At 72.9% G+C, this 26695-nt stretch carries 27 protein-coding genes; 13 read left to right on the forward strand and 14 right to left on the reverse strand.

Features of this window, described 5'->3' with window-relative positions; all coding sequences use genetic code 11:
• Window positions 1–483 (forward strand): cellulose binding domain-containing protein (locus AB0M88_RS44015; RefSeq protein ID WP_364112569.1); only part of this gene is annotated, 483 nt, incomplete at its 5' end.
• 588 nt (window positions 484–1071) lie between these two features.
• On the opposite strand, the gene AB0M88_RS44020 is transcribed toward AB0M88_RS44015, so the two are convergent.
• Genes AB0M88_RS44020 through AB0M88_RS44030 form a run of 3 tightly spaced genes read right to left on the reverse strand, consistent with a single transcriptional unit; the run spans window position 1072 to window position 3709 of the window.
• Entirely contained in the window at window positions 1072–2373 is a 1302-nt protein-coding gene (locus AB0M88_RS44020) for a GDSL-type esterase/lipase family protein (RefSeq protein ID WP_364112571.1), read from the reverse strand.
• 51 nt (window positions 2374–2424) lie between these two features.
• A complete protein-coding gene (locus AB0M88_RS44025; protein ID WP_364112573.1) occupies window positions 2425–3225 on the reverse strand; it encodes a hypothetical protein in 801 nt (266 codons plus the stop codon).
• Complete coding sequence (locus tag AB0M88_RS44030; protein WP_364112575.1) at window positions 3218–3709, reverse strand: SigE family RNA polymerase sigma factor; 492 nt, start codon at window positions 3707–3709, stop codon at window positions 3218–3220. Before AB0M88_RS44030 ends, AB0M88_RS44025 begins: the two co-directional genes overlap by 8 nt.
• A gap of 171 nt (window positions 3710–3880) precedes the next feature.
• On the opposite strand from AB0M88_RS44030, the gene AB0M88_RS44035 reads away from it, so the two are divergent.
• Window positions 3881–4510, forward strand: a complete 630-nt coding sequence (locus AB0M88_RS44035; RefSeq protein ID WP_364112577.1) for a helix-turn-helix domain-containing protein — start codon at window positions 3881–3883, stop codon at window positions 4508–4510.
• A gap of 100 nt (window positions 4511–4610) precedes the next feature.
• The gene (locus tag AB0M88_RS44040; RefSeq protein WP_364112579.1) at window positions 4611–6062 is read left to right on the forward strand and encodes an MDR family MFS transporter; all 1452 of its coding nucleotides are present in this window, start codon (window positions 4611–4613) and stop codon (window positions 6060–6062) included.
• Between the two features lie 35 nt (window positions 6063–6097).
• On the opposite strand, the gene AB0M88_RS44045 is transcribed toward AB0M88_RS44040, so the two are convergent.
• Window positions 6098–6748, reverse strand: coding sequence for a response regulator transcription factor (locus AB0M88_RS44045; RefSeq protein ID WP_364112581.1), 651 nt, complete (start codon window positions 6746–6748; stop codon window positions 6098–6100).
• Window positions 6739–8640, reverse strand: coding sequence for a histidine kinase (locus AB0M88_RS44050; protein WP_364112583.1), 1902 nt, complete (start codon window positions 8638–8640; stop codon window positions 6739–6741). Before AB0M88_RS44050 ends, AB0M88_RS44045 begins: the two co-directional genes overlap by 10 nt.
• Window positions 8641–8747: 107 nt before the next feature.
• Here AB0M88_RS44050 and AB0M88_RS44055 point away from each other — a divergent pair, with 107 nt between their 5' ends.
• Window positions 8748–9344, forward strand: coding sequence for a hypothetical protein (locus AB0M88_RS44055; protein ID WP_364112585.1), 597 nt, complete (start codon window positions 8748–8750; stop codon window positions 9342–9344).
• A 2-nt stretch (window positions 9345–9346) separates the two neighbouring features.
• Here AB0M88_RS44055 and AB0M88_RS44060 read toward each other — a convergent pair whose 3' ends face one another.
• The 4 genes from AB0M88_RS44060 to AB0M88_RS44075 all read right to left on the reverse strand — a co-directional run bounded on the left by AB0M88_RS44060 (window position 9347) and on the right by AB0M88_RS44075 (window position 12946).
• A complete protein-coding gene (locus AB0M88_RS44060; RefSeq protein ID WP_364112587.1) occupies window positions 9347–10303 on the reverse strand; it encodes a hypothetical protein in 957 nt (318 codons plus the stop codon).
• Window positions 10304–10384: 81 nt separating this feature from the next.
• Window positions 10385–11590, reverse strand: a complete 1206-nt coding sequence (locus AB0M88_RS44065; RefSeq protein ID WP_364112589.1) for an ATP-grasp domain-containing protein — start codon at window positions 11588–11590, stop codon at window positions 10385–10387.
• Between the two features lie 331 nt (window positions 11591–11921).
• A complete protein-coding gene (locus AB0M88_RS44070; RefSeq protein WP_364112591.1) occupies window positions 11922–12101 on the reverse strand; it encodes a hypothetical protein in 180 nt (59 codons plus the stop codon).
• 113 nt (window positions 12102–12214) lie between these two features.
• Window positions 12215–12946 (reverse strand): hypothetical protein, encoded by a 732-nt coding sequence (locus AB0M88_RS44075; RefSeq protein ID WP_364112593.1) that lies wholly within the window; start codon window positions 12944–12946, stop codon window positions 12215–12217.
• 77 nt (window positions 12947–13023) lie between these two features.
• Here AB0M88_RS44075 and AB0M88_RS44080 point away from each other — a divergent pair, with 77 nt between their 5' ends.
• From AB0M88_RS44080 to AB0M88_RS44115, 8 genes are read left to right on the forward strand one after another with little or no spacing between them, the layout of a single operon-like run.
• A complete protein-coding gene (locus AB0M88_RS44080; RefSeq protein ID WP_364112595.1) occupies window positions 13024–13779 on the forward strand; it encodes a hypothetical protein in 756 nt (251 codons plus the stop codon).
• Window positions 13773–15110: a YcaO-like family protein gene (locus tag AB0M88_RS44085; protein ID WP_364112597.1), complete on the forward strand. Its 1338-nt coding sequence runs from the start codon at window positions 13773–13775 to the stop codon at window positions 15108–15110. The genes AB0M88_RS44080 and AB0M88_RS44085 overlap by 7 nt, the downstream gene beginning before the upstream one ends.
• 14 nt (window positions 15111–15124) lie before the next feature.
• Window positions 15125–15718, forward strand: coding sequence for a methyltransferase domain-containing protein (locus AB0M88_RS44090; RefSeq protein ID WP_364112599.1), 594 nt, complete (start codon window positions 15125–15127; stop codon window positions 15716–15718).
• A 2-nt stretch (window positions 15719–15720) separates the two neighbouring features.
• Window positions 15721–16620 (forward strand): LLM class flavin-dependent oxidoreductase, encoded by a 900-nt coding sequence (locus tag AB0M88_RS44095; RefSeq protein WP_364112601.1) that lies wholly within the window; start codon window positions 15721–15723, stop codon window positions 16618–16620.
• The gene (locus AB0M88_RS44100) at window positions 16617–17606 is read left to right on the forward strand and encodes a M24 family metallopeptidase (RefSeq protein ID WP_364112603.1); all 990 of its coding nucleotides are present in this window, start codon (window positions 16617–16619) and stop codon (window positions 17604–17606) included. Before AB0M88_RS44095 ends, AB0M88_RS44100 begins: the two co-directional genes overlap by 4 nt.
• Window positions 17603–18823, forward strand: a complete 1221-nt coding sequence (locus AB0M88_RS44105) for a TldD/PmbA family protein (protein ID WP_364112605.1) — start codon at window positions 17603–17605, stop codon at window positions 18821–18823. The genes AB0M88_RS44100 and AB0M88_RS44105 overlap by 4 nt, the downstream gene beginning before the upstream one ends.
• Window positions 18820–19956, forward strand: coding sequence for a hypothetical protein (locus AB0M88_RS44110; protein ID WP_364112607.1), 1137 nt, complete (start codon window positions 18820–18822; stop codon window positions 19954–19956). Before AB0M88_RS44105 ends, AB0M88_RS44110 begins: the two co-directional genes overlap by 4 nt.
• Window positions 19953–20321, forward strand: a complete 369-nt coding sequence (locus tag AB0M88_RS44115; protein ID WP_364112609.1) for a VOC family protein — start codon at window positions 19953–19955, stop codon at window positions 20319–20321. The genes AB0M88_RS44110 and AB0M88_RS44115 overlap by 4 nt, the downstream gene beginning before the upstream one ends.
• Here the strand turns inward: AB0M88_RS44115 and AB0M88_RS44120 are convergent.
• Genes AB0M88_RS44120 through AB0M88_RS44135 form a run of 4 tightly spaced genes read right to left on the reverse strand, consistent with a single transcriptional unit; the run spans window position 20306 to window position 23700 of the window.
• The gene (locus AB0M88_RS44120; RefSeq protein ID WP_364112611.1) at window positions 20306–20743 is read right to left on the reverse strand and encodes a transcriptional repressor; all 438 of its coding nucleotides are present in this window, start codon (window positions 20741–20743) and stop codon (window positions 20306–20308) included. The genes AB0M88_RS44115 and AB0M88_RS44120 overlap by 16 nt on opposite strands.
• A gap of 52 nt (window positions 20744–20795) precedes the next feature.
• A complete protein-coding gene (locus AB0M88_RS44125; protein ID WP_364112613.1) occupies window positions 20796–21596 on the reverse strand; it encodes a class I SAM-dependent methyltransferase in 801 nt (266 codons plus the stop codon).
• On the reverse strand, window positions 21593–22831 hold the full coding sequence (locus AB0M88_RS44130; protein ID WP_364112615.1) for an MFS transporter: 1239 nt from the start codon (window positions 22829–22831) through the stop codon (window positions 21593–21595). The genes AB0M88_RS44125 and AB0M88_RS44130 overlap by 4 nt, the downstream gene beginning before the upstream one ends.
• Before the next feature lie 23 nt (window positions 22832–22854).
• Complete coding sequence (locus AB0M88_RS44135) at window positions 22855–23700, reverse strand: methyltransferase domain-containing protein (protein ID WP_364112617.1); 846 nt, start codon at window positions 23698–23700, stop codon at window positions 22855–22857.
• Between the two features lie 430 nt (window positions 23701–24130).
• Between AB0M88_RS44135 and AB0M88_RS44140 the strand changes: the two genes are divergently transcribed.
• Window positions 24131–24286 (forward strand): hypothetical protein, encoded by a 156-nt coding sequence (locus AB0M88_RS44140; RefSeq protein ID WP_364112619.1) that lies wholly within the window; start codon window positions 24131–24133, stop codon window positions 24284–24286.
• A 10-nt stretch (window positions 24287–24296) separates the two neighbouring features.
• Here AB0M88_RS44140 and AB0M88_RS44145 read toward each other — a convergent pair.
• On the reverse strand, window positions 24297–26695 hold a 2399-nt coding region (locus tag AB0M88_RS44145), incomplete at its 5' end, for a tetratricopeptide repeat protein (RefSeq protein WP_364112621.1).

Genomic DNA, 26695 nt, shown 5'->3' on the forward strand with positions numbered 1-26695 from the left:
GGGTCGGCCACAACCGGGACGAGTGCGCCCGCCTCCCCGTCGAGCACCTCGACGATCGGCAAGGCGGCCACCGCGAGCCAGGGCGCGCCCTCCTCAGCGGCGGCCGCGTCGATCGCCGTTCCCGGTTCCCCGATCATCACCGAGAACGGGTCGGTGCGCCTGACCGCCACCTACAAGACCGCGTCGGCGACGGCCGGGCTGCTCGGCTACCAGATGACGGTCACGGTGGCCAACCAGGGCACGGGATCGAAGACCGGCTGGGTGCTGACCGTGACCCTCCCCCGGCCGACCCTGCTGGTGTCCGGGGTCCAGGGTGCGAAGGCGACGCAGAACGGTTCGGTGTGGACGTTCGTGCCCGACGCCACGACCTCGACGGTCGCGGCGGGCGGCTCGGTGCAGGTGGTCTTCGGCGTCCACGGCGCAACCCTGATCGACGCGGCGCCGCAGGACTGCCGCATCGACGGCAACCCCTGCAGCGCCTGACATCACCTGCCCCGACTTGGCTGCCCGGACTCGGCTGCCCGGACTCGGCTGCCCAGGGCTCAGCCGCCCGGACTCGGCTGCCCAGTGCTCAGCTGCCCGGGCTCAGCTGCCCAGGCCTCAGCCGCCCGGACTTGGCCACCCCGGGGCTCGACCACCCCGGGGCTCGGCCACCCGGGGCTCGACCACCCCGGGGCTCGGCCACCCGGGGCTCGACAACCCCGGATTCGGCCACGCCGGGCCTGAGCCCCGGACTCGGCCACCCGGGGCTCAGCCGCCCGGACTCAGCCGCCTAGAAACTCGCGCGCGCGGACTCGGCCATCTGCACTGACCAGACCGAACTCGGCTGCCCAGAAACCAGTTGCCCCGGACTCGGCCGAACGCGACTCGGCCGCCCGGGACACGGGTGCCCGGCACACGGCCGACCAGGACCCGGTCGCCCAGGACTCGGCCGAACGCGACTCGGCCGCGCGGAACGCGGCCGACCAGGACTCGGCCTACACGACGCCGGCCCGGACTCCGCTGCCCCGAATTGGCTGGCCAGGGCATGGCCGAACACGGCCCAGCCGCCCCCGGCCTGGCCGATGCGACTCAGGTGAAGAGGCTCAGGTTCGCGGCGTTCGCCATTGCCTGGAGGCCGTCGGTGTTGGGGTGCAGGTGGTCGCCGCTGTCGAAGGCGGAGTTCCAGGTGGCCGGGTCGGCCGGGTTGTGGACGGCCGAGTCGAAGTCGACGATCCCGTCGCAGCCGCTGCCGGCGCTGCGGACGAAGGAGTCGTATGCCTCGCGGCTGTTCTCGCCGGCCTGGGTCCAGCCCTGATCGGGTTTGAACGGGGTCAGGGTGGCGCAGAGGAACTTGACGCCCGCCGCGTGCGCCGCGCCGATCATCTTCGTGACGCCGTCGATGAGTTGCTGACCGCTCGGCGGGTTGCTGTTGTTGACGTCGTTGATCGGGTCGTCGGCGAAGATGACCCACTTCACGCCCGGCTGGTCGAGCACGTCGCGCTGGAAACGGTTGATCGCGCTCTGGCCGGCCCCGTCGTGCAGCAGCGCGTTGCCGCTGATGCCTTCGTTGAGCACGCCGACCGTACGGCCGCTTTGAGTGAGCCGGACGGCGAGATCGTTGGGCCACCGGCGGTTGGCATCGCCGGCCGAGGCGATGCCGTCGGTGATCGAGGCACCCAGGGTGACCACCGCCCCGGTGGCGGCCGCGTTCCGCACGTCGAGCCCGGACAGGAACGTGTAGCTGCCGTTCGTCTGGGGGTTGCTGAGCGTCGCGTTCCCGGCGACGTCGCCGCTCGCCGTGTAGTTGGTCTGCTCCGCCAGTTGGTGCTGGGTGGCTTTGGCCGCGCCCGACGGCAGGAAGAAGCTGACCGCGATGTCCTGGCCGGCACCCACGGTGAGGGCGACCGGGTCACTCACCGCTTTCTGGCCGGCCGGGACGGTGACCGAGGCCGCCCCACCGAAGGTGACCGCGTGATCGGTGGCCGGGTCGATCGAGGAGCCGCCGGCCCGGGCCGCCACGTGCACGTCGGCGATGGTGACGGGGCCACCGCCGAACGCGTTGGACAGCTCGATCCGGGCGGCGCTGCCGGAGATGCTGGTGTGGACGATCTGCCGCAGCGTCTGCGCCCCGAACGACGCGCCGCTCGATTGCGGTGCGGCCGCCCACGTGCCGGTCCACGCCGGGTCGGCCGCGGCGCTGAGCTCGCTGTCGGCGCCCGCCGTCGTGACGCCCGCTACTTTCCCGGCGGCCGCGCCGACCGCCGCTGCACCACCCGCCGGGACCGCGCCCGTGTTTGTGCCGGCAGAGGCCGCCTGCCACGACCCGGCCGCGATGCAGGCCACCGCCACCCCGCCGACCGCGACGCCCCTCAACACCCTCTTCGTCGTCATGCCGCCGCCCTGCCCGCCCGCATAGGCCCCGAAACCGGACTTATTGCTTTCTTAAGGATTTGGATAAAGGGTAAGTTCCGGGCTGAGTCCGATCGTGGCCATCGCCTCCACCGTGGGCAGGTCACCGCCCTGGCCGATCGCCGCCAGCACCACCCGGGTGTCGTCGGGCCGGTCGACCGTCACCGTGCGCTGCCGGTCACCCACCATCAGATCGGACAGCTCGGACAGGTCGGACAGGACCACCGAGCCGTCCGGTTCGTCCGTGCGGTGGCAGTCGTCCGGAACCGCGACACACTGCGGAACGTCCCCCCGGTCCCGCGCCTCGACCATGATGGCCAGGCTGACGCCGGAGGGCAGCAACGCGCCCAGGTTGTAGCGACTGTCGTGCGCGCTCCACCAGAACTCGATGTGGTCGCAGGCCGGACCGGCCATCGGCCGGGCGTCGGGTGGCAGGAGAGTGGGCAGCGTCCGGTTCAGCCGCGCGACGGCCGCTTCGTGACTCTCGCTCAGCGGCCGCACCGGATCGACGTCACGGGTCGGCACCGCGGACGGCATGTCGTCGTGCACACAGGCCAGGGCAGGCGGCGTCACCACCGCGGCCGTAACCGGAGCGACCTCCGGCGGCCGGTTCACGACCACCCGCGGCGGCCGGCTCACGGCGATGTCCGGTGGCCGGCTCACCAGCAGGAACGCGGCCGCCGCGACCGCCGCGACACCGCCCGCGGCAGCAGCGACCGCGAGCCGGGAACGACGGCGCCGGTGCCGCTCCCCCGCGATCAGCGCGTCGAGGTCGATCGCCGGGGGCGGCGCGTTGTCGCTCACCGCGCGCAGCAGCGCGGAAAGGTCATCCACGGTGAATGGCCTCCTCGGAGATCACGGTGCGCAGGCTGGCGAGGGCCCGGGCGGTCTGGCTCTTGACGGTGCCGGCGGTGCAGCCCAGCTCGGCCGCCGTCTGCTCGACCGACAGGTCGTTGAAGAAGCGCAGCACGACCACGGCCCGCTGCCGGGGCGGCAACGCGGCCAACGCGGCGGTCAGGGCCACCCGGTCGGTCACCGGCTGGTCGGCCCCGGCGACCGGCCGGTCCGGCGGCCATTCCCACGCCGCCTCCCGGCGCCACGGCCGGCGGCGCTCATCGAGCAGGCAGCGGAGGATCACGCGCCGCACGTACGCGTCGGGATCGTCCATGGCCGCCACCCGGCGCCAGTGCTTGAGCAGCTTGAACAGCGCCGTCGACACCAGGTCGTCGGCGAGGTGCCAGTCACCGCACAGCAGGTACGCCGTACGCCGGAAGCCGTCCATCCGCGCGCTCACGTATTCGCGAAAGTCGTCCGCCACCCAAGCTCCTCGCCTCGCCCACCCGTCAAACGGAGCCGAGACCCTATCCGGTTGTCGCCGGGCGTCCCGCATCTGGAATTCAGGTGACGACCCGGAACCGGCCTCGACCGGCGCGGCGGGTTAGTCAACACCAAAAGGTAAGTTGATGAGGTTTCTGGCTATGCTGGTGGGATGTCAACGGCACCCGGCGGGAAGCTCTCCCTGCGCGACCGGAAGAAGGCGGCCACCCGCAGGGCGTTGATCGAGGCGGCCGAGCAGCTGTTCGAGGAGCGCGGGTTCGACGCCGTGACGGTGGCCGAGATCGCCGACGCCGCGAACGTGTCGGTCAAGACGATGTTCGTCTATTTCCGCACCAAGGAGGACCTGGTCTTCGCCGACAACGAGCTGATCGAGTCGCTGGTGGCGGCGGTGCGGGACCGGCCGGCCGGCTCGGCGCCGGCCGACGCGATCGTACGGGTTCTGTCGGCGGCGATCGATCCGCAGCACGTGCAGGAGGGCCTGGAGGGCTTCCATCGGGGCTACGGGCAGTCGCTGGCCCTGGAGTCGGGGCTGTTGCGGCTGTGGGCCGACTTCGAGAACCAGCTCACCGCCGTGCTGGCCGCCGAGGCGGGCGGCACCGCCACGCCGTCGATGCGCGCCCTCGCCATGCAGCTGGTTGCGCTCGTGCGCCTCATGACCTCCGACGAGATGCGACTCGCCGTGGCCGCAAAGGCGCCCCGGACCGCGGCGAGGGACGTGCGGGCCGCGCTCGACGCCGCGGCGGCGGCCGTGAAGCGCGCCTACCCGACTGAGGGAAACTGACTTACCTTTTTCGTCACATCCCCCCAGTCTTGTCCGAGAAATGGTAAGCGACTTACCTTGGTGAGCGAGTAACCATCCGCTCCCCGGGAGGTCGGCCACCATGTCCGTCGAGACCACCACACCCCCGCCCCGCCTCCGCGGGCGCACCGGCGGCATCATGGTGCTGCTCGTGCCCCTGATGCTGGTCCTGTTCATCTCCAACCTCGACCAGACCATCGTCGCCACCGCCCTGCCCAGCATCGGCCACGACCTGCACGACACCGCGAACGCACCGTGGATCGTCACCGGCTACCTGCTGACCAGCGCCATCACCACGCTGATCTTCGGCAAGCTGGGCGACATGTACGGCCGCAAGAAGATCTTCCAGTTCTCCATCGCGGTCTTCCTGATCGGCTCGCTGCTCAGCGGCCTGGCCGACGGCATGGGCCTGCTCATCGCCTTCCGCGCGCTGCAGGGCATCGGCGCCGGCGGCCTGAACTCCCTGGTCCAGGCGATCATGGGCGACCTCGTACCGGCCCGGCAGCGCTCGAAGTACCAGGCCGTCACAGGCATGGTCGCCACCCTGGCCCTGATCGCCGGCCCGCTGCTCGGCGGCGCCTTCTCCGACGGCCTCAACTGGCGCTACATCTTCTACATCAACCTGCCGATCGGCGTGACCGCGCTCGTCGCCGTCGCCGCCAAGCTGCACCTGCCCCGGCCGGCCACCACCGCCGGCCCGATCGACTACGCCGGCGGCCTGATCGCCGCCGTCTTCACCGGCGCGGTCCTGCTGTTCACCACCTGGGGCGGCAACGAGCACCCCTGGACCTCGAAGGTCATCCTCGGCCTGATCGCACTCAGCATCGTCACCCTGATCACCTACCTGCTTATCGAGCGCCGCGCCGCCCACCCGATCACACCGCTGCACCTGTTTCGGTCGAGCGTCTTCAACCTCGCCCTGATCCAGTTCTTCCTCGCCACGCTGGTGCTGTTCGTCGCCATGCTCTACGTACCCGCCTTCCTGCAGACCGTGCAGCACCGCACCGCCTTCACCGCCGGCCTGTTCGTCATCCCCCTGCTGGCCGGCCTGGTCGCCGCCGCCCTGATCTCCGGCCCGGTCATCACCCACACCGGCCGCTACAAGATCTACCCGATCATCGGCTCCCTGGTCACCGGCACCGGCATGTGGCTGATCAGCCGCTCCACCGCGGGCACCGGCGCCCTGACCCTGATCGCGGAACTGTTCCTCGCCGGCATCGGCATCGGCTTCTTCGTCCAGGTCTCCCTGCTCGCCGGGCAGAACGCCGCCGAACACCGGGACCTCGGCGTCGCCACCGGCACCCTCAACTTCTTCAAGAGCATCGGCGGCGCCCTCGGCGCCGCCCTGTTCGGCGCCCTGCTCACCGCCGGCCTGACCCACGGCAGCCCGGTACACGCCTTCCACACCGTCTTCCTCTGGACCGTTCCCGCCATGGCCGTCGCCCTGATCAGCTCCCTGGCCATGAAGGAAAAGCCCCTGTCCGAGGAGATGCTCGAGGTCGCCGAAGGCAAGGCCGAGGTGCCCGAGTACTGACCCTCGAGCCCGACGACCCGAGGGGCCGCAAGGCGTCACCCGCCGCCGCGGAGAAAGGTCAGGACGGCGAGGACCCGCCGGTGCTCGTGCTCGTCCGCGACCAGGCCGAGCTTCGTGAAGATCGACGTCACGTGCGCCTCGACCGTCTTCACCGCGAGGTGCAGTTCGCCGGCCACGGCTACGTTGGACCGGCCTTGCGCCATCAGCCGGAGCACGGCCCGCTCCCGGCCGGTCAGATCCCGCAACGGATCACGCTCCCGGCGCCGGGCGACCAGCCGGGCGACGAGCTCGGGGTCGAGGACGGTTTCCCCGCGCGCCACCGACCGGACCTGGGACCCGAACAGGGCCAGGTCCGACACCCGGTCCTTGAGCAGGTAGCCGACTCCGCCCTCGAACTCGGTCATCAGCCGCAGCGCGTGGTGGACCTCGACGTACTGGGACAGGATCATGAGGCCGACGGCCGGGACCAGGGCGCGGACCGCCGCGGCCGTCTCGAGGCCCTCGGCCGCGTACCCGGGCGGCATGCGCAGATCGAGCACCGCGACATCCGGTGGGTCGGCGCGCACCATCGCGAGCAGGGACGGGCCGTCGCCGGTCCGGCCGGTGACCGTGAAGCCGGCGTCGGTCAGGATCCGGGCCATGCCCTCGCGGAACAGCACCGCGTCGTCGGCCAGCATCACCCGCACGGGATCACCGTCGCCAGGCACGTGCCGGACGGGCCGCTCGTCACGGTCAGCCGGGCGTCCAACGCGCCCAGCCGGTCGGCGAGACCCTCGAGGCCGGCGCCGGGCTGCACCACCGCGCCACCGGTCCCGTCGTCGGCCACCTCGACAGCCAGTCCCGCGGCGGTGAGCTCGGCCCGGACCGCGGCGTGCCGGGCGCCGGCGTGCTTGGCCGCGTTCGTCAGCCCCTCGCTCACCAGGAAATAGGCGGTAGCCTCGATCTCCGCGGCGAGCCGGCGGTCGACGGTCACGCGGAGCCGGACCGGCAGCGCCGAACGATCGGCCAGGAAGCCCAGCGCGGCTTCCAGGCCGTCCTGGGTCAGCACGGCCGGGTGCAGCCCGCGGGCCATCTCACGCAGCTCAGCCGTAGCTTCGAGCAGCTGCATCCGGACCGCGTCCGCCCGCGCGGCCACCCCGGCGGATCCGGCGGCGGACGCCGACCGCACCACGGCCCCGAGCTCCATCGCCACCGTCACCAGGCGCTGCTGGGCCCCGTCGTGCAGGTCGCGTTCCAGGCGCCGGCGCGCGGCGTCACCGGCGGCGATCAACCGCTTCGCGGTCGCCCGCAGTTCAAGGACCAGACCGGCCTGCGCGGCCAGGTCGGCGATCAGCTTCCGCTCCGCGGTGGTCAGGCTTTCCCCAAGGGCTTTTCGTACGGCGAGCGCGCCGCGCACCCGCCCGTCATGCATGATCGGTATGGCGTCCAGGTCGTCGCCGGGCGGGAGCACCGCCGAGGCCGGCCACATCGCCTCGGTGCGGAGCTCACCGGCGGTTCCCGAGTAGAGCACGACCTCGCGGGCGCCGACCCCGTCGGCCGCCGTGGCGCAGATGCCGGCGAGCAGTCCACCGGCCGGGCCGGCCAGATGGTCCGACAGCCGCGACAACGCCTCGTACGGGCTGGCCCGGTGCCCGTAGACGAGCCGGTCCGCCAGCCGTTGCACCCGGCGGCGCAGTGGCTCGAACACGACCGCCACGATCGCCGTGGCCAGGAGCGGCAACAGGGTGCCGTGCCCGCGTACCAGCGAGCCCGCGCCCGTCACGACGGTGACGTACCCGACCGTCACGAGCGCCGCCATCGCCGTCCACACCAGCGACCGGTTGATGACCGGGTCGATGTCGTAGAGCCGGTACTTGAGGATCGCCGCCCCGGCGGCCACGGCGACCAGGGGGACGGTCAGCGTTCCGGGCACCGGCGTCCGGAGCACCGTCAGCCCGAGCACCATGACCGCGGCGGACACGGCCACCGCGTACACGAACCAGCGCAGCTGTCGCGCCTCGTCGCCGCGCGCCCACCGCAGCCGGACCACGACGCAGGCCGCGGGGATCAACTGGAACAGCAGGTACGCGATCGGCCGCGCGACCCGGTAGGCGGCGGCGGCCGGACCGGCGCCGGGCAGCTCGAACGGGGCCGAGAGTCCCGTCCGGGCGGCCTCGACCGGCCACAGCGCCGATACCGCGGCCAGCACGACGGCGACCGCGGCGAGCGTGACGACGACCGGACGCCAGCCGGGTGACGGCAGCCGGCCGGCCGGGAAACACATCACGGTGAGGCCGATGACGACCAGCATGACCGGCAACGGCCACACGCCCAGCCAGCCGATCCACGTCGCGCCGGGCAGCGGCCCGGGGTGCAGGGCGTACTGACGCCCGGCGAACATGACGGCGTGCCCGGCGCCGGTCGCGACGAACAGCCATCCCTCGCGGTTGCCGGTCCGGCGGCGGACGACGAACAGCCCGACCGCGGTGAACGACGCCGCGATCAGCCCGTTGTGGAGGTTGGCGACGTGCGGTCCGAGGGCGAAGCCGCCCGCGACGAGCACGGCGACCAGAGCGCCGATCGCCGCGCTTCGCCTCATGGACGTATCGTGCCAGCCCCGGCCGCCGCTGTGACCAGGGTTAACCCTGCGAAACCGCCGGGTCCGCCCCGATGCCGTCCGGGGCGCGATGCGATGTCGTCAGCACCATGACAACGCAACCGGGTTCACCCGTCGACCGCCTGCTCACCGCATCGCTGATCTTCGCCCCGCTGCTCTACCTGCTCGCCGACTGCCTTTACGCGGCCCGCGGGTGGGACGACGGGGCGGCCGGTTTCACCCACGTCCTGGGCGCCACCGCGTACGCCTTCGTCTTCCTGCGCCTGGTCACCCTCAGCGACCGGGTCACGGCCGCGGTCCTGCTGGTTGCCGCCGTCCTCGGTACGGCCGGCAACGTCGGATACGGCTTCAACACCATCCACGTCTCACTCGGGGACACCGACCTGGTCGACGCGTCCGGCGCGGCCGTGCTGATCAAGCCGCTCGGCCTGCTCTTCCCGCTCGCGATCCTGCTGGCCGCCTGGGCCCTGCGCCGGATCGCGCCGCCCTGGCTGACCGTGACACTCGCCGTCGCCGCGCTCGCCTGGCCGGTCGCCCACATCGCCGACATCGCCTGGCTCGCCGTCATGGTCAACGTGGCGCTGGCCGGGGCCTTCGGCACCCTGGCGATCCGTGAGGGGCAACCAGCGCACAACCGGCCCGGCAAACCGCATGACGTCCACGAAGCCACTCACCGGCCCGCATGACATCACGATCGCGGTTTCGTGCGAGCCGATAGCCCTGACCCGTTCTGTTCGCCCGTTCGGCGCTGGTCCGGTAGTCCGCTGCGCACCCGGCCGCCCGGTCCGGCCGACTGCCAGCGGGCGATCGCGCCGTCGTAGAGGGGCCAGAACTCGACGTCCGGGATCGGGGCGTGAGCCAGCCCGTTGTCGAGCAGGCGCAACTGGAAACGGCCGTCCGCGGTCTGGGCCCCGGAGGTCAGCGGCACGCCCAACTGAGCGGCGAGCGGGGTCAGATGCCGGTCCACGTGCAAGCGGTCGCCTCGGTTCTGCAGGTAACAGACGGTGTTGCCGAACGCGCCCGGCAGGTAGGTGGGCAGGATCGAGAAGCGGTCGCCGGTAGGCGCGGGGTCGGGGAACCGTCCTGCCCAGGCGACCTCGCGGAAGCGCCGGGAGGTGGCCCGCTTGCGTACGTCGGTCTGGGGGTTGACCGGTACGGCCAGTGACCCGGGCACCCGTGCGGACTGCACCAGCGCCGCATAGCCGCCGGCCGAGGCGCCGAAGCAGACCAGGCGCGGCGTGCCGAGGCGGTCCTGGGCGCGGGCGATCAGTCGCTCGATGTCGGCCGGCAGGTCGTAGCCCGGGGTGCCGGCGAACCAGCCGGACGGCACGTCGGGCGCGAGGTTCAGCGCCGGGTCGCTGAGGAACAGCACCGGGCCGGCGAGCCGGGCCGAGGCGGCCACCCGGTGGAAGTACGGCGCCTCGATCTGCGCGCGGTCGATCGCGCACGAGAAGAAGACGTGCAGGATCTCCCCCCGACCGGGCCGCAGCAGCGCCCACAGTGGACCCATCGGGGTGGCGAAACGGTAGACGGCCGGCTCGTGGAGCACCTGCCAGCCGTCGATCGACGACACCTCGACCTGGACGGTCACGCCGTATTGCAGACCGGGACCGGTCGCGGCGCCGGGCTGGGTGACAACGGGCACGAGGGCCTCCCATCGGTTCGCCGGCCGGAGCGGCCGGGCGTCAGTTTCCAACTTTCGGATCGCCGGCCGGGCGGCCGGGCGTCAGCTTTCGATGCGTACGCGCAGCAGGCTGTGCACCGCCTCGACGCGCGTCGCTGCCTGGACTGGGCCGGTCGCCCGCACGACGGCGTGGCCGTGCCGGGTCCGCGAGTTGGTGGTGGACGCCAGGACGTCACCAACCTCGATCTGGCAGCGCAGGTCGATCACCCAGGACAGCGCCCGGATATCGGCCAGGCCGTCGAGCGCGACGACGCGGCCGGCCGGCAGGGTGAAAAAAGTGACAGCGGCGTGGCCCCGTGGCGCGGGCACGGTCACCTCGCGGCCGGCCAGTGTCTCGAAGATCGCGGCCTCCAGGTCGAGGCCGGTTGCCGTTTCCACAAGCACCGGGATGCGGTCACCGCCGAGCCGCGCCTGGGACTCCACGATGCGCGGGCCGTCCGCGGTCAGGATGACCTCGGTGTGGGCAGGGCCGAACCGGTACCCGGCCAGGTCGAGCAGCCGGATGGCCAGGGCCACGATGGTGGCCCGGTCGGCCTCGGCCAGCGGCGCCGGGTGCAGGTGGCCGATCTCGACGAAGTGCGGCGCGCCGGTGGTGCGCTTGGCGGTGATCCCGGCGGCCAGGTGGCGCCCGTTCACGGTCAGCGTCTCCACGCTGAACTCCGGCCCCTCGAGGAATTCCTCGATCACGAACGGGCCGGCGCAGCGCATGCGGTCCGCCTCGGCCGCCCAGGCGGCAACGTCCGAGGCCGTACGCACGAGGGCGACCGCCTGGGACCCGGACGAGTTGGCCGGCTTCACGATGGCGGGCAGCCCGAACTCGGCGAGCCGGGAACGGACCTCGTCGCGGTTCGGGACGGCTTCCGCGCGTACGGGGGAAAGGCCGTGCGCCGCCAGCAGCCGGCGCATCTCGATCTTGTCGTTGAGCGCGTGCAACGCGCCCGGCGGATTCGGCGCCAGGCCCAGCGTCTCCGCCTCCTCAGCCACCGACACCATGGTCTCCTCGGGCCCGAAGTGCAGCACGTAGGCCGCACCGGCCGCGGCGGCGAGGTCGCGGACCGCCCGGCGCAGCTTCTCCTCGTCAGCGAAGTCGACCAGCACGAGATCCTCGGCCAGCGACTCGATCTCGGCCCGCGCCGGGGCCTCCAGGCCCGCGATGTCCCAGACGACCCAGACCCGGAAGCCGGTGGCGACGGCTTTGCGGACCAGCTGGCGGTACGGCATGACCATGACGATCCGGTCGTTGCGCATCGATCCCTCCTCAGGCGTTCGTTGTGATCAGAGCTTCGGGAGGCGAAGGCGGCGGCGACCGGGAGGCCTGTACGCCGGAGACATCCGGATGACCATGAGTGGCATCAGCATGACGTTGAGGAAGCACTGAACGAAGCCACTTGCGGCCGCAGCCGGATCGTGCGACCGCGGAAGCTCACAGCGGACGTTCCTGGTCGTCCTCCACCGGGAGCACCTGCATCGTGGCGCGGCCGGAGCCCGTTCGATTACCGGTCCGCTCCCACGCCTGACGTGCGGGAACAAGCCTGTGGAGTGGCCCCGCGAGGAGCCACTCCACAATGGACATCTCTGGTTACTGCTGGTCCTCGGTGAGCGGGTGGTGGCACGAGGCGATGCTGTCCGCGTCAAGGTCGTAGACCAGCTCGGCCACCTGCTCGGCGGCGTCCTCCGACAGGGGGTGGTGGCACGACGCGATGCTGTCCGCGTCCAGGTCCTCGACCAGCTCGGAGACGTTCTGCTCGTTGATCGACATGGCTCTCCCTTTCGACTGTTTGACCGGGCTCGACGCCGTTGCTTCCGGCGGTCGGTGGAACCCCCGTGGCTCCCTGCCCGCGCCCTAGAGTCAACCGCCTTCTTTTGGTCATGTCAATTGTTTGTGCCACTCGAATCTGGATTGCCCAGGGCAAGCGCCCCGACAAAGGCCCGCTCCCAAGGGCTCCAGCCCAGCTCGGTGACCAGATCGGCGGGCGGAAGACCCGCGCACGCACAGCCGGCCAGGCCGGCCTCCTCGGCCAGCAAGCCGGCCGCCTGCAGAGCCACCCCGGCATCCCAGAACGCGGTCAGCAGCCCGCAGCACGGATAGCGGGTCATGACCGGCCGCCACTGCACCCGCCAGAGCAGGACGGCCGGCGGCGGGTCCTGTCCGGCCCGGCCCAGGTAGAGGTTGATGTGCCGGCCGGCCCGCTCCGGCCAGTCGCCCGGCGCCTGCGCGCGGACCAGGCGACGACCGTCCGATCGGTACAGCCCGACCGGCAATCCGATCACGTCGACGGCGCTCAGGTAAGGCGTGAGCGCGGCCAGGCCGCCGGAGCGGGGCACGCTCGGCTCACCCGGGCGGCCGGGCCGGTGCAGACCGCGCAGCACGGTGGCGAGGGCGTCCGGGCGCACCGGTCCAGCGAGATCGCGGCGGGAGGCACGCACCCCGATCGCCGCCTCCACCGGACCCGCTCCAGGGGGCACCGGCAGCTCGAACACCGGAGCAGCGGCCTCGTCGAGATCGGACGGAACGGCCGGGCCGAGCGTGGCATCGAACAGCCGCCGCCAGACCTCGGCCTCGGCCGCGCTCCAGAAGGGCGGCCGCTGGTCGGTCGTCGTCATCGCCGCATCCTTTTCTTGGTATGACCAAAACTTTGGTCTACTATAGCTTTACCGAGACAGAGGAGGAGGGACCGAAGATGCTGCTCGAGCGCAGCTGCCTGGCCTGGCCGGCCGGGGACGGCGAACGGGAATGGATGGTCCGTCAGCGCGGCAGCACCCGGCTGTTCCTCGTGCGCGACGCGGACGACGAAGAGGCGCTGGGCGCGGCGCTCGGCGACAAGATGGCGCAGACGGCCTGGCCGGTCGTGCGGGCGGCGCCGGTGCCCGAGCCGGAGCAGTGGCCGGCCGCCGAGGTGGCCGGAGACACGGCACTGAGCGAGGCCCTGCGGGAGCTGCTCGGCCTGCGTCCTGGCCCAGCGGCCCCGGTCGTGACGATCGCGGCCGGCCGGCTGTTCGAGCCGGCCACGCTGGAGCGCCAGGTCACGGCCGACGGCGCGGTGCTGCCGGTGTTCGAGCTCGACCACCACCTGGTGGTCGGCCCGCTGTTGACCGCCACCGTCTGCCCGTGCGTGCGCTGCCTGTACGGCCGGCTCTACGCCAACACGCTGCACCCGACGGCATTCCGCACCCTGCTGCGGGCCGTCGCCACGACGGCCGGCGCCAGCCGGGTGATCGGCGCCGAGGCGGCCGCGGTCGTCACCGCCGAGGAACGGTCGAGCCTGGCCCGGTCGGTGCTCGCGTGCGCCGCCGACATCCTGGCCGCGGCCGTGACGGCGATCGAGCGCCCGGTCTTCACCCTCGATCTGGCGACCGGTCACTGGCGGCGGCGCGACTTCGCGCCACTGCCCGGCCACCCCAACGACCACGCCTGGAAAGAGGCCGGATCATGCTGATCGACGAACTCTTCGGCGTGGTCCGCCGGGTCACACCGCTGCGGGCCGCGCCGGGCGACCCGGACGGGCTCGTCGGCTACAGCGCCAGCGTGGGCGACCTGGGCCGGGTCTCCCGGTGGATGCCCGACGTGGTGGGCAGCGGCCTGACCTTCGACGCCGAGAAGTCCCGGGCAGCGGCGATCGGCGAGGCCGTCGAGCGCTACTGCGGCAACGTGGTGACGACCGTGCACCGCCGGGCCGACCTGCGCACCCTGCGGGCCGAGCGAGCGGTCTTCCTGGACCCGGCCGCGGCCCCGCTGTTCACCGCCGAGCAGTACGCTCGGCCGGCGTTCCCGCTGCGGCCGATCACCGAGGACGTGGTCGTGCCGTGGGTGCGGGGCACCGAGCTGACGGCCGGCAACCGCCCGGCCCTGATGCCGGCCCCGCTGACCTACCTCAACTACTACCGAGGCAGCGGCGACCCGACGGGCGCGGAGCGGCGCTTCCCAGTGCTGCTCCCGGGCATCGCGGCCGGGCCCTCGCTCGCCTTCGCGATCCGGTCGGCGCTGCTCGAGGTCATCGAACGGGACGCCACCGCTCTCTGGTGGCTCGGCCGAGAGCCGGCCCGCGAGATCGTCTTCCCGGCCGGCCATCCGGTGCCGGAGCAAGCGCTGGCCGGCTGTCACCCGGGCACCCGGCTGTGGTGGCTACTGCTGCCCAGCGATTTCGACGTGCCGACGATCGCCTGCGCGCTCACCGACGACGAGACCACCGTGCTGGCGGTCGGCTTCGCCACCCGGCCCGACCCGGTCGAGGCGGCGCTGAAGGCGGCCGCCGAGGCATTTCAGCTCCGCCGGCTCGCGTCGGCCTGCCTCGATCCACAGAGCTGGCTCTGGCGCGGCGCCGCCGACGGCCTGCTGCACTTCCCGTTGCGGCCCTATCGCGCCGACCGGGCCTACGCCGACGACTTCGCCGACGACTTCTCGGACATGCGCCAGCTGATGCACAACGTGCAGTACTTCCTCGACCCGCGGACCCAGCCGTACGCGCTCGACCGGCTGCGGCCGGTCGACTCGATCGGCCTGGACGAGCTGCCGCCGTTCCCGGGCGGCCTCACCGACGCCGATCTGGTGGCCCGCTTCGCCGCCCGGGGGATGGCGGCCTACGCGGCCGACCTGACCACCGACGACGTACGCCGGCACGGCTACCACGTGGCCCGGGTGATCGCGCCGGACGCCATCCCGAACATGCCGACCGCGCTGCCCACTCTGGGCAATCGGCGGCTCCGCCGACGGACCGCGGGCCGGGCGCCGGACGTGCGGTTCGACCTGTCCCCCATGCCGCACGCCTGAAAAGGAGGCTCGCCATGCCTACCCCGAGCGCCGTGGCCGAGCCGGTTGCCGAGGCCTACCGCCACGGCATCGGGCAGGCCCTGAACGCCCTGCTGCGACTCGGCGCGTTCGCCGCCGGTGATCATGTCGTCAACCTGTGCGCCGGCGCCGGCATCGACAATCTGGCCATCGCCGGGCGGGTCGGTCCGGCCGGGCGGCTGATCGCGGTCGACGCCGATCCGGTCGCGCTCGGCCGGCTGCGCGAGCTGGCTGCCAAGCACCGGCTGTCCGGCGTGGTACAGCCGGTGACGGCCGACGTCACCACCTACCGGCCGCCGCCCGGCGTGACCCACCTCGCGTGCGCGTTCGGCCTGCACCACCTCATCGCGCCGGCGGCGGTGACCCGTCAGTGGGCCACCGCGGTGCCCGCCGGCACTTCCCTGCTCCTGCTGGATTGGGGGCCGCGGGGCGCCACGGTCGGCGACGCCTGCGCCGGGCTGCCGCCGGTCCACCCGATCTGGCAGCCGGTCGCCGCGAGCACCGTCCGGTTCGGCATGCCGGAGCCCTACCCGCCCGTCGCCACCATCGTCATCCGCCGGCTGACGTGTCGATCGAAGAAGGAGTTGTAGTCATGAGCACTCTCGGTGTGAGCCTCCCGCTGGCCGATCAGCCCTGGACGGCGATGGCCGCACGGCTCGATGCGATCGTGGAGGCCGGATTCGACGCGGTCTGGGTCCGCGATGTCCCGCTGGCCGACGCCACCACCGGCGACACCGGATCGGGACACGACCCGATCGCCCTGCTCGGCGTGGCGATCGGCCGCGGGCTGCCGATTCGCGAGTACGGCACTGCTGTGCTTTGCCCGGGCTTCCACAAGCTGCCCACGCTGGGCCGGCAGCTGGCGAGCCTGCAGCACTTCAGCGGCGGCCGGCTGGTGGTCGGGCTGGGCGGCGGCATGCGCGAGCCGGTCAATCGCGCGTACGGAATCGATCCGGAGCGTAGGCGGGAGTCCGTGCTCGATGCCGCCCGGGTGTTGCCGGCCCTGCTCGCGGGTGAGAACGCCGGGCTCGCCGACGACGTGGTGTTCTACCGGCCGCCCGCCCTGACCGCTCCGCCGGTGATGCTGGCCAGCGCCGATCCGGCGCTGTTCGCCACGGCCGGCCCGGCGGTGACCGGCTGGCTGACCATGACCAAGTCGCCGGAGAAGGTGCGCGAGACCGGGAGCCGGCTCAGCGAGGCGGCCGGCCGGCCGCTGGACTGCGCAATGCAGCTGAGCCTGCTGCCCGATCTGGACGATCAGCACAGCGCCCCGCGTTTCCAGCCGACCGACACGGTGCCCGCGCTCGCGATCGGCGCCGCGCTGCTGCCGGGCCTGTTCCGTGGCTACCTCGACGCCGGCGTCGGCCGGTTCATCGTGCACCTGCCGGTCGATCAGCCGCCGTGGCCCCGGCTGCGCGCGATCGGCCGGGCGTGGCTCGAGGTACGCGGCGTCGACCGGCCCGCCGTCCCGTCCCCGATGGTGCTGTCGTGACCACCGTCGCCGATTTCGTCGCGACCCGGGTGGTGGCCGCCCAGCGACGTCTCGCGACCGTCAGCGCCGACGCGCTGTTGGTCGCCGCGCCGCATCACGTGCGGTACCTGACCGGGCGGCGACCGGCCGGCGAGCTGCTGCTGACCGGCGGGGACCTGCTGACCGAGCCGGACGCGATCGTCGAGCGCCTGGGCTTCCCCGGGACCGGCCTGCTCGCCGAGACGCGGCATCTGACCGCGGCCCGGCTGCGCGAGCTCGCGCCGGCCCACGCGAACGTCGAGGACGGCGAGTGGCTGCTCACCGGGCTCCGGCGGCACAAGGACGCGCTGGAGCTGGAGCTGCTGCGCCGGGCCACCGAGCTCACCGGAAAGGCGGTCCGGGAACTGGCCGACGACGATCTGACCGGGGTGGCCGAGCTCGACCTGGAGTGCCGGCTGTGGCGCTCGATCCGGGCCGGCGGCGCGCAGGGCTGGGCGTTCGACCCGTCGCTGGCCGGGGGTGCCCGCGCGGCACGGCCCTGGCACGGCGTCACCACCCGGGCGCTGGAACGCGGCGACGTGCTGGTCGCGGACGTCGGGGCGGAGGTGCACGGCTACAAGGCCGACCTGACCCGGACGTTCGTGGTCGGCGGCGGAAACCCGGTGGCCGGGCGGGCGCTGGACGCCGTACGCCGGGCGCGCGACGCCGCCCTCGCCGCGCTGCGGCCCGGTGTCCCGGCGGCCGAGGTCGCGCGGGCCGTGGCGGCCAGCCTGTCCGAATCGGGGTTCGCCGGCCGGATGCCGCATGCGGCCGGCCACGGGATCGGTCTGGAACTGCACGAGGCGCCGTTCCTGACGCTGCGCTCGACCGACGTCCTCGACCCCGGCACGGTGGTCAACGTGGAGCCGGGCGTCTATGATCCGGCGTGGGGTGGCGCCCGGCTGGAGGACACCGTGGTGATCCGGGACGACGGCTGGGAGCCGCTCGGCGAGGTGACCGACGGATGAGCCGTGACCACCTCGTCTTCGCCGAACAGGCCTGGTACGACAGTCTCACCTACGTGGACGGTGCGCCGGCCGGGGTCGAGACCCGCACGGTCGCCGGCGCCGCCCGGCGCCGGTCGGACGCCGGAGGCCCGACCGTGACCAGCGCGAGCGCGTCGCTGCTCCCGCCGGGCACGGTGCCGGCGGGAACGGAACCGTCCTTGGCCGACCTGCGCCGGCACTGGGACCGGATCGCCGTCGTGCTCGACGACGCTGCCCGGGGCCGGGGCGGGGGTGTCCGCTCGGTCCGCCTGGTGGTGCGGCGGCAGACCCGGTTGGTCCGGATCGGCGGCCAGCTCTGCTGGCACGACACCCAGCGCCGGATCCGGGCGACCGTGATCGTGGACCCGGGGCCGGGCGGGGCCGGCGCGTACACCAGCATCGCGGCCCGCGGCCCGGACGAGCTGGACGAGGCCGAGCTCGTCACCGGCGCCGAGTCGGCCGCGGAGCGCGCGCGGTGGCATGCCGGCGGCCGGCCGGCGCCAGATCGTCCCCTTCCGATCGTGCTGACCGGCGCGGCCGCCGGGGTGTTCATCCACGAGGCGCTCGGCCACGCGCTGGAGGCGGACAACGCGGCCGGGGCCGGCGCGGCCGGCCTGCGGCCCGGCGACCGCGTGACTCTGGCGGCCCTGACCGTGCTCGACGACCCAGCCGCCGCGGCCAGCTGGGCCAGCCAGCCACGCGACGACGAAGGGGTGCCGGGCGAGCGGACCATGCTGGTCGAGGACGGCGTGGTGCGCGGATGCCTGCACACGACTGCGACAGCAGCGGCGGCCGGCGAACTGCCGCGGGGCAACGGGCGCTGCGACGAGTACGGCTCGGTGCCGCTGGCCCGGATGACCACGACGTACGCGCGTCCGACCGGCCGGTCGACCGCCGAGATGCTGGCCGCGTTGCCCGAGGCGATCATCTGCAGCGGGCTGTCCGGCGGCCAGGCCGACGTCGCCTCCGGCCGGCTCGGTTTCACGGCGACCCAGGTCGCATACGCCCGGAACGGCACACCGCTGCATCCGCTGCGACCGCTGCAGATCGGGGGCCGGGCGCGGGACCTGCTCGGCCGGCTCGAGGCGGTCGGTGACGACCTGTTCTGCGCGCCCGCGGTCTGCGTCAAGCGCGGGCAGCTGGCCCGGGTCACGATGGGAGCACCCACGCTGGTGCTGGCGCCGGAGCGGGCACGATGAGGCTCTGGATCGACGCCTCCGTACGGCGGGTCGACGACGTCGAGGCCCGTCCGGACGGTACGTTGTCGCGCGCCTCGCGGCTCGAGCGGCAGGCCGTGGCCGGCGTCGTGACCGAGGCCGGCGAGGGCCGCGCCACAACCGGCGACCTGGACCGGGCGAGCCTGCGCGCGGCCGTCCGGCGGGCGGCCGACGCGGTGCTGCCCGGCCCGCCGCGGCCCGAACCGCCGGTCATGACGGCCGAGGTGGACACGTTTGCCGACCCCCGCGGTTGGACGCCCGAGCAGATCGCCGAGCTGGTCGAGACGGTACGCCGCGACCTGGCGGGCGCGGTGCCCGGCGGCCGGTGGGTGGTACGGGCCCGCGCAATCCGGGAGCACCGGATGCTCGGCGACTCGCGGGGGCTGCGGGTCCGCGAGGAGATCACCCGATGCTGGCTGCACGCTCGCGCGGTGACCGCGGCCGGGGCGGCCGCGGTGGACGGCCAGTTCGCCCGGCACCCGGCCGATCTGCGGCCGGCCGAGCTGGCCGAGGCGCTGCTGACCGCGCTGCCCGAGGGACCGTTCTGCCAAGTGGACCCCACCCCGGTGGCGATCGTCTGGGCGCCGGCCGCCACCGCACGACTGCTCGGCCTCATCACCGCACTCCCGGCCGCCGAGCGGGCGGCTTGCCTGGCCACCGCCCCGGCCGCGGTCCTCGACGACCCGCGGCATCCGACCGGCCCACGGTCTGCCGTCTTCGATCCGGACGGCTTCGTCACTGCCGATCGGGCAAGCCCACTGGCCCGGACGGCCGGCCCGGCCAGCAACGTGGTCCTGGACCGCTTCGGCACCGCCGCGGCGGACGGCCTGCTGATGGCCGACCTGCTCGACGCGCGGCTCGGCCGGGACGGCGCCGACCGGGTCATCCGGGCCGCTTTCCTCGGCGCCCAGGGCGGCGGGACGCGCCGACCGGTGCACGGGGTTCTCGCCGTACCGGTCGCCGACCTGCTCGGCCGGAGTGTCGCCGCGCTGGGCCCGGGCAAGTTCCTGCACGGCCTCGGCGGTTTCGACGCGGCCACGCTGATCACGCTTCCCGGGCCGCGGCTGCGGATCCGGGACGACCACGCACTCTCTGGAGAGGACACCGCAAGATGATGAAACTCGACCACGTCACGATCCTGGTCGGCGACCTCGACGCCAGCGTGCGTTTCTACCGCGCGCTGCCCGGCTTCACGGTCAAGCGGCCCAGCGGCAGCGGGTACGCCGAGGCCGAGAACGACGGCTTCACGCTCGGCCTGTTCGCCAAGGCGTCCTGGGAGGAGGCGATCGCCCCGGTGCCGGCGCCGACCGGCAACGCCATCCTCCAGTTCACCGTCGACGACCCGGCCGCGTCCTTCGCCGCCGCAGTGGCAGCGGGCGGGAAGCCGGTCCGCGAGGCGACCAGCCTGCCCTGGGGCAGCCGCTCGGCGTTCGTCGCCGACCCGGACGGTTACCTGCTCGAGTTCTACCGCTGGGAATGATCGGCCGCGACACCCGCCGCCCCGTCCTGCTGCGTGCAGGCGGGGCAGGTCGCGATGTACATGGTCTCGCGCAGCGACCAACCCGCCGGCAGGGGTGGGCGGCGGGTCGTGGCGGGGATGTTCTCGACCCGGTGGCAGCGGTCGCACACCACGTGGTCGTGCACGGTGGTGTCGGTCTCGTAGAGCACCGGGCCGAACGGCGCCGGCACCTTGCGCACCAGCTCGACCTCGAGGAAGCGGTTGAGCATCTCGTAGACCGCCTGGCTGCTCAGCGTGCCGAGCCGGGCACGGGCCCGGGTGGTCAGCGTCTCCACGTCGACGTGGCCGCCGACCAACGCGTCCAGCACCGCGATGCGCTGCGAGGTGACCCGCAGGCCACCCTCGCGCAGCAGTTCGACCGCGGTGATCGGCTCGGTCGTCACCGTCAGCTCCTCATTTGGTTGGACCAATTCTATGGTCCCACCATACCAGGAGTCAGAGTCGGCGGGCGACGTGCACCACGTGGTTCGCGGTCGCCCAGTACCGCGGGTCGCGCCCGACAGCGAGCACCAGCCGGGTCCAGCCGGCGACCACGTCCGGCCCTGCCTCAGCGACGAGGCGCTGCCGGTCGGGATGCGGCAGATCGACCGCCACCACGTCGGCGACCGTGAACCCGGCCGCCCGCAGCTCGGCTGTCGTGTCGTCGGGATCGGCGCACACGTGCCCGCGATAGAACCGCGGCAGGTCGGGGCCGACGAAGACACCGGTGGCCAGGAAGCGGTCCAGGTCGACCCGGGCCAGGGCGCTGACGTCGCGCTCGATCAGGCCCCGCAGTCCGGCCGCCTTGGTCAGTGTCTCGGTGACCAGCACGCCACCCGGCCGCAGGATCCGGTGGGCTTCGGTCAACGCGGCCGCCCGGTCGGCCAACTCGGCCAGCCCGTAGAGCGGACCGAACAGCAGGACCGCGTCGGCCGACGAATTCGGGTACGGCAGGTCGCGGGCGTCGGCCACCCGGATGTCGGCCAGGGCGCCGGCGGCATCCCGGCGCCGGGCGTCGGCCACCAGGGCGGGCACGAAGTCGGACAGGCTCACCCGGTAGCCCTGGGCGGTCAGGTGGAAGGCGAGGTAGCCGTTGCCGCCGCCCACGTCGGCGACCTCGGCCGGCGCGCCCGGCAAGTGCTCGGCCAGCAACACCCGGACGACCTCGGTGTCCACCCGCGAATACCGCTCCCGGCGCTCCCAGGTCAGGTCGACATCGGCCGGCCGGTTGTAGAGGTCGAAGACGGCGCTGGTCATGACGCATCCTCCGGCACCTCGACGCCGCGACCGGAGCGGCGCAACGAGACCAGGCCGGCCAGCCCGGCCAGGATCATCGGCAGGCCGCACAGGGTGACCGCCCAGCCCACCGGGACGTGCTCGGCGAGCAGACCGGCGGCCAGGGCGCCGAGCGGCTGGAAGATGCCGAAGGTCAGCATCCGGCCGACCACGTTGACCCGGGACTGCAGGCGGTCGGGGGTGTGCGACATCCGTACCGTGATGCCGTTGACGATGATCAGCGTGGTGGCGGCCCCCCAGGCGGCGAGCAGCAACAGGCTGAGCCACCACGCCGGCACCGCCGCCAGGGCGACCAGGAGAACCGGACCGGTGAACATCCCGGCGACGGTCACCACGCGGGCGTCCGTACGGGCGCCGATCCGCGGCAGCAACAACGCGCCGAGGAACGAGCCGATCGCGCCGGCCATGAACAGCAGGCCCAGGCGGCCGTCGCCGGTGACGATGCCGAACCGCCGGGCCGCGTACACGACCAGCAGGCCGCTGACCGCGCCGGTGGCGAAGCCGGAGGCCGAGCCCAGCGCGGTGAACAGCCGGATGGTCGGCTCGCCGACCAGGAAGCCGAGGCCCTCACGGATGTCGGCGAGCAGGCTGGTGCGGTGCGCGTCCGGATCGCGCACCACGTGCAGCGATTTCCGGATGCGCCCGATGAACACGGCGGAAAGCAGGAAGCTGACCGCGTCGATCGCGATCGTCGGCTGCGCGCCGAAGGCGGCGATCGTGACACCGGCGAGGGCGGGCGCACCGATCTGCACCGCCGTGGTGGTCGAATAGACCCGGCTGTTGGCCTCGCCCAGCCGCTCCCGGGGCACCAAGGCGGGCAACGCGCCGAAGTTGGCCGCATCGAACCAGACCGACACGCTGCCGCTGACCCAGGCCACGATCAGCAACTGGGCGATCGGCGTACGGCCGGTCAGCGCCACCAGCGGGATCGAGGCGAGCAGCACCGTGTTAATCAGATCCGAGATCACCATGATCCGGCGCCGGTCGGCCCGGTCCGCCTGGGCCCCGGCGATCAGGCCGAACACCAGGTAGGGCGCGGCCACCGCGGCCGCCAGCAGCGAGGTCAGCAAGGGGGAACTGGTCTGGGCGTAGACCAACGCGGGCAGCGCCACCGCGGTGAACGCGCTACCCGCGGTGGAGACGCCGCGAGCCAGCCAGAGAAGAGCGAAATCGCGGTCCGCAGCGATCCGTCTCACCGCCTTTCGTTCCGGAACATCGGTCATGAGCACGATGCCATGCCTCCCATCCTTGCCTCGCAGACCATCAGGAAACTTCGTACCGCGGAGCCGACCGCGATGCTGCGGCGCGCCACCACCCGGCCACCGGCCGCCCGTACCCGGGCCGTGAGCGCGGCCGGATCGAGCATCGCCTTGCGGGTGTGGAATGTGGCCCGGTGGACCGTGCCGTCGGGCCGGTGCTCGTAACTGTCCAGATCGATCGTCTCGATCCCGGCCGCGTGGTCGAGGCGTTGCCGGGCCACCACGTTGTGCTGCACGCCGTCCGGCCGGGGCACGCTGAATGCGAGCAGGCGCACCGGTTCGGCCGCCACCGCGGCCGGGTCGTGCCGGTGGAAGTCGAAGGCGAGCGCGCCGCCGGGCGCCAGGGCGGCCAGCGCTACGGCGAACAACCGGTCGCGCTCGACCGGCCCGAGCGCGGTCAGCATCCCGCCGGCCAGCATGATCAGGCCGTACCGGCGGACCGGGCGGAAGCCGGCGAGGTCGGCCACGGTCGCGGTCAGCCGGCCCGCCGCCGGGCGCCGCGACCGCAGCGACGCGTACCGCCGGCGGAGCCGCTCGACCGTGGCGGGGCAGCGGTCGACCGCGTCCACGTCTACGCCGAGCCGGGCCAGCGGCAGGGCCAGCCGGCCGTCGCCTGACCCGAGATCGAGCACCGGGCCACCGCGGCTGCGGGCCAGCCGCAGGTACGGCAGCACATCGGCGCTGTGCGGTCCGACCAGCCGCTCGGCCAGTGCCCGATCGTCGTCCCCGTAGGCCTCGACCCAGTCGAGACCGGGCAGAAACGGGCCGTCGACGATTCTCGGCCGGTCGATCACGCTCGGCGGCATTGTCCGCTCCTTCTCCGTCAAGTGCCGGTGCTCGCTGTGGATGACTGTGCCGCGACCGGCTACCGGGCCGTTCCCGTTGCGTTCCCGTCAGCACGAGCTCGCGCCGGAACGGGGAACCGAGCTCCCGCAGCTGACGTTCGCACTGCTCACGGGTGGGCGCGGTGCCGACGGCCGCGGCCAGGAAGTCGGGCCGGCCGGCCGGTGCGGTCAACCGGGGAACCGCAGCGACCGAGCGGGTTGTCCTTTTATATGACTTATGCGAGGAGGCATTCGGCAACAAAACGGAAATCGAAGGACTGATTCAGGATTTGTACCTCCGGCTCGAGTACCTTTCCCGGAAAGCGGGAACGGATCCGGTATGCATGGGGAACGGCCCGGGAAAATCGCCTCCAAAGATGTCCTCATCAACCGACACTGGAGGGCACCGAATATGCGCCGTCTGATCCAGACGATTCTCGCCGCCGCCATCCTCGCCCTCGGCATCGCCGGAGGCGCCGGCCTCGGCCAGGCCGGGACGGCCCGACCGGACGGCACGATCGCCGTCACGGCCGAGGGCGGAATGGGACCGGACGTGGCCCCACGCTAGACGCGGACCATCAAGAACCACGGACGGCACTGGCGGGACCCGGATCCTGCCAGTGTCGTTCCGGTATACCCATCGCGCGATAGAGCCGGACCGCTTCGTCCCGGCACGCCTGCGCCTCGCCGGCATCGCCCAGCAGCCGGGCCAACCCGGCCAAGCCGTACGCCAGCTCGAAGACGTGTTCCCCGTGCCGGGCCACCTCGACCGCGCTGGTGTAAAGGGCGAGCGCGGCCGGCTTCTCCCCGCGATCCTCATGCACGTGGGCGGCCAGGTTGGCCACAGTGGCGGTGCGGGCCGGCCGGTCCGAGGGCTGAGTGCCCTCGAGCGCCTGGGCCGCGACCCGCAACGCCTCGTCGAGATCGCCTGCCCGCCGGTGCGCATCGGCCAGATAGGCCAGCACCAGCGGGGTGTCGGTGGGAACGTGCATGGTCGTGCACACCTCGAGCGCCTCCCGCAGGTGACCGACCGCGGCCGGGGCGTCGCCCAGTCCGAGCAGTGCCTCAGCCAGGTTGACCAGGCTCAGGATCTCGCTGTACCGCTCGCCCATCTGCCGGTTGATGGCCAGCGCCTCCCGGCTCACCGCGGCGGCCGCGTCGAACTCGCCCAGCCGGGTCTTGGCCGAGCTGATGTTGGCCAGCGTCGCGGCCCGGGAGCCGATCGAGCCGAGCTCGCGGTCGATCCCGGCCGAACGCTCCAGGCAGGCCAGGCCCTCGGTGAACTGCCCCAGGCTGTTGTGGATCACACCCTTGCGGCTGAGGACGGCCGCGATGCCGAGCTTGTCGCCCGTCTTCTCGGCCACCAGTATCGCTTCGTCGAGGTAGGTCACGCCCTCGGCGAAGCGGCCCAGGTGCCACAGCGGCACGACCACGTTGGTCAGGCACAGCCGCAGGGCGAGCGGGTCACCCAGGTGACGGGCCGCCCGCAACGCCGCCTCGGCCACGGCCAGACTGGCGCCGTGGTAGCCGTACCGGTCGAGGAAGTGACCGAAGGACCGGGGCAGGTGGACCGCCGAGTCGGCGACCCCCAGCTCCTCGGCGAGCCGCAGCGTCGCCTCGATGTTGCGCATCTCCTGCGAGAACCAGGCGATGGCGGACGCGAGGTCGCGCGTCGGCGGCGGTCCGATCGGGGCGGCCGGCAGCTCTATCCCGTACGGGATCCGCCCTGGGAACAGCGTCGCGCTCACCCGGTCGGACGCGGTGACGTAGTACTCGAGCAGACGGCGGATGTCGGCCGGGGCCTCGTCGTCCAGCTCATCCTGCCCGAGGCTACGGGCGAACGTACGCACCAGGTTGTGGAAGCAGTAGCGGTCGGACTCGCGCTGTTCCAGCATGCCGAGGGTGAGCAGGCCCTCGAGCACGTCCTCGGCGTCGTAGAGGTCGGCTCCGATCAGCGCGGCCGCGGCCCGGACGTCGAAGTCGCCGCCCGGGAACCGGCCGACCCGGCGGAAGCACTGCTGCTGGTTCTCGTCCATAGCGGCGAACGAGAGCCGCAACGAGGCGGCCACGCTGCGGTCGGCCGACCGCATCTCGTCGAGCAGCCGGTCCTCGTTGCGCAGCCGCCGCACCAGATCGGCGATGGTCCACCGCGGCCGGCTGCGGAGCCGGGCCAGGCACAGCCGCAGCGCCAGTGGAAGCCCACAGCAGAGCTCGATCAGCTCGTCGGCGGCCGCCGGCTCGGCGTCCGCGGTCACCGGGCCGAGCACCTCGCGTACCAGGGCCCGGCTGGTCTCGTGACCGAACGTGCGGACCGCGAAGGACTGCGCGCCGTCCAAGCCGAGGCGCATCCGGCTGGTGACGATGGCGAGCGAGCCGTCGGCGGTCGGCAGCAGGGGGCGCACCTGGGCGGCGTCGCCCGCGTTGTCAAGCAGCAGGAGCACCTTGCGGGTCGCGGTGACGACCCGCCAATGGGCGACCCGGGCCGGCGGGTCCTCGGGGATCCGCTCGGACGGCTCGCCCAGCGTACGCAGCAGGACGTCGAGCGCCGCGTGGACGCTCATCGGCTGCTGGCCGGCGGTGAAGCCGAGCAGATCGATGTAGAGCTGCCCAGCCGGGAAACGCTCGGCCAGCCGATGCGCGACGTGTACGGCCAGACTCGTCTTGCCGCTGCCGGCCATGCCGTCCAACTCGACGATCCGCGGCCCCTGGGTGGCCGAACCGTCGACGATTGCCCGGATCCACTCCTCCTCGTCGGTACGGCCGACGAAATCGGGCAGGTCGTAGGGCAGTGACCGGGGCGCCGCGCGCTCCGGCTGCGGCACCTTCGCCGGGACGGCGGCCGGGACGGGCGCCGCCGCCCGCGCCGGCGGGGGGGCGACCAGCGCGTTGGGGAGGGTCAGCGCGGGGAACGGGTTGTGCTCGGGCCCCGGGTCGGTGGCGAGCTGGGCGGGGGGCATGTGGCGGCCGCTGGTGTGCG

The organism is Actinoplanes sp. NPDC051411, assembly GCF_040682075.1.
GTDB lineage: Bacteria > Actinomycetota > Actinomycetes > Mycobacteriales > Micromonosporaceae > Actinoplanes.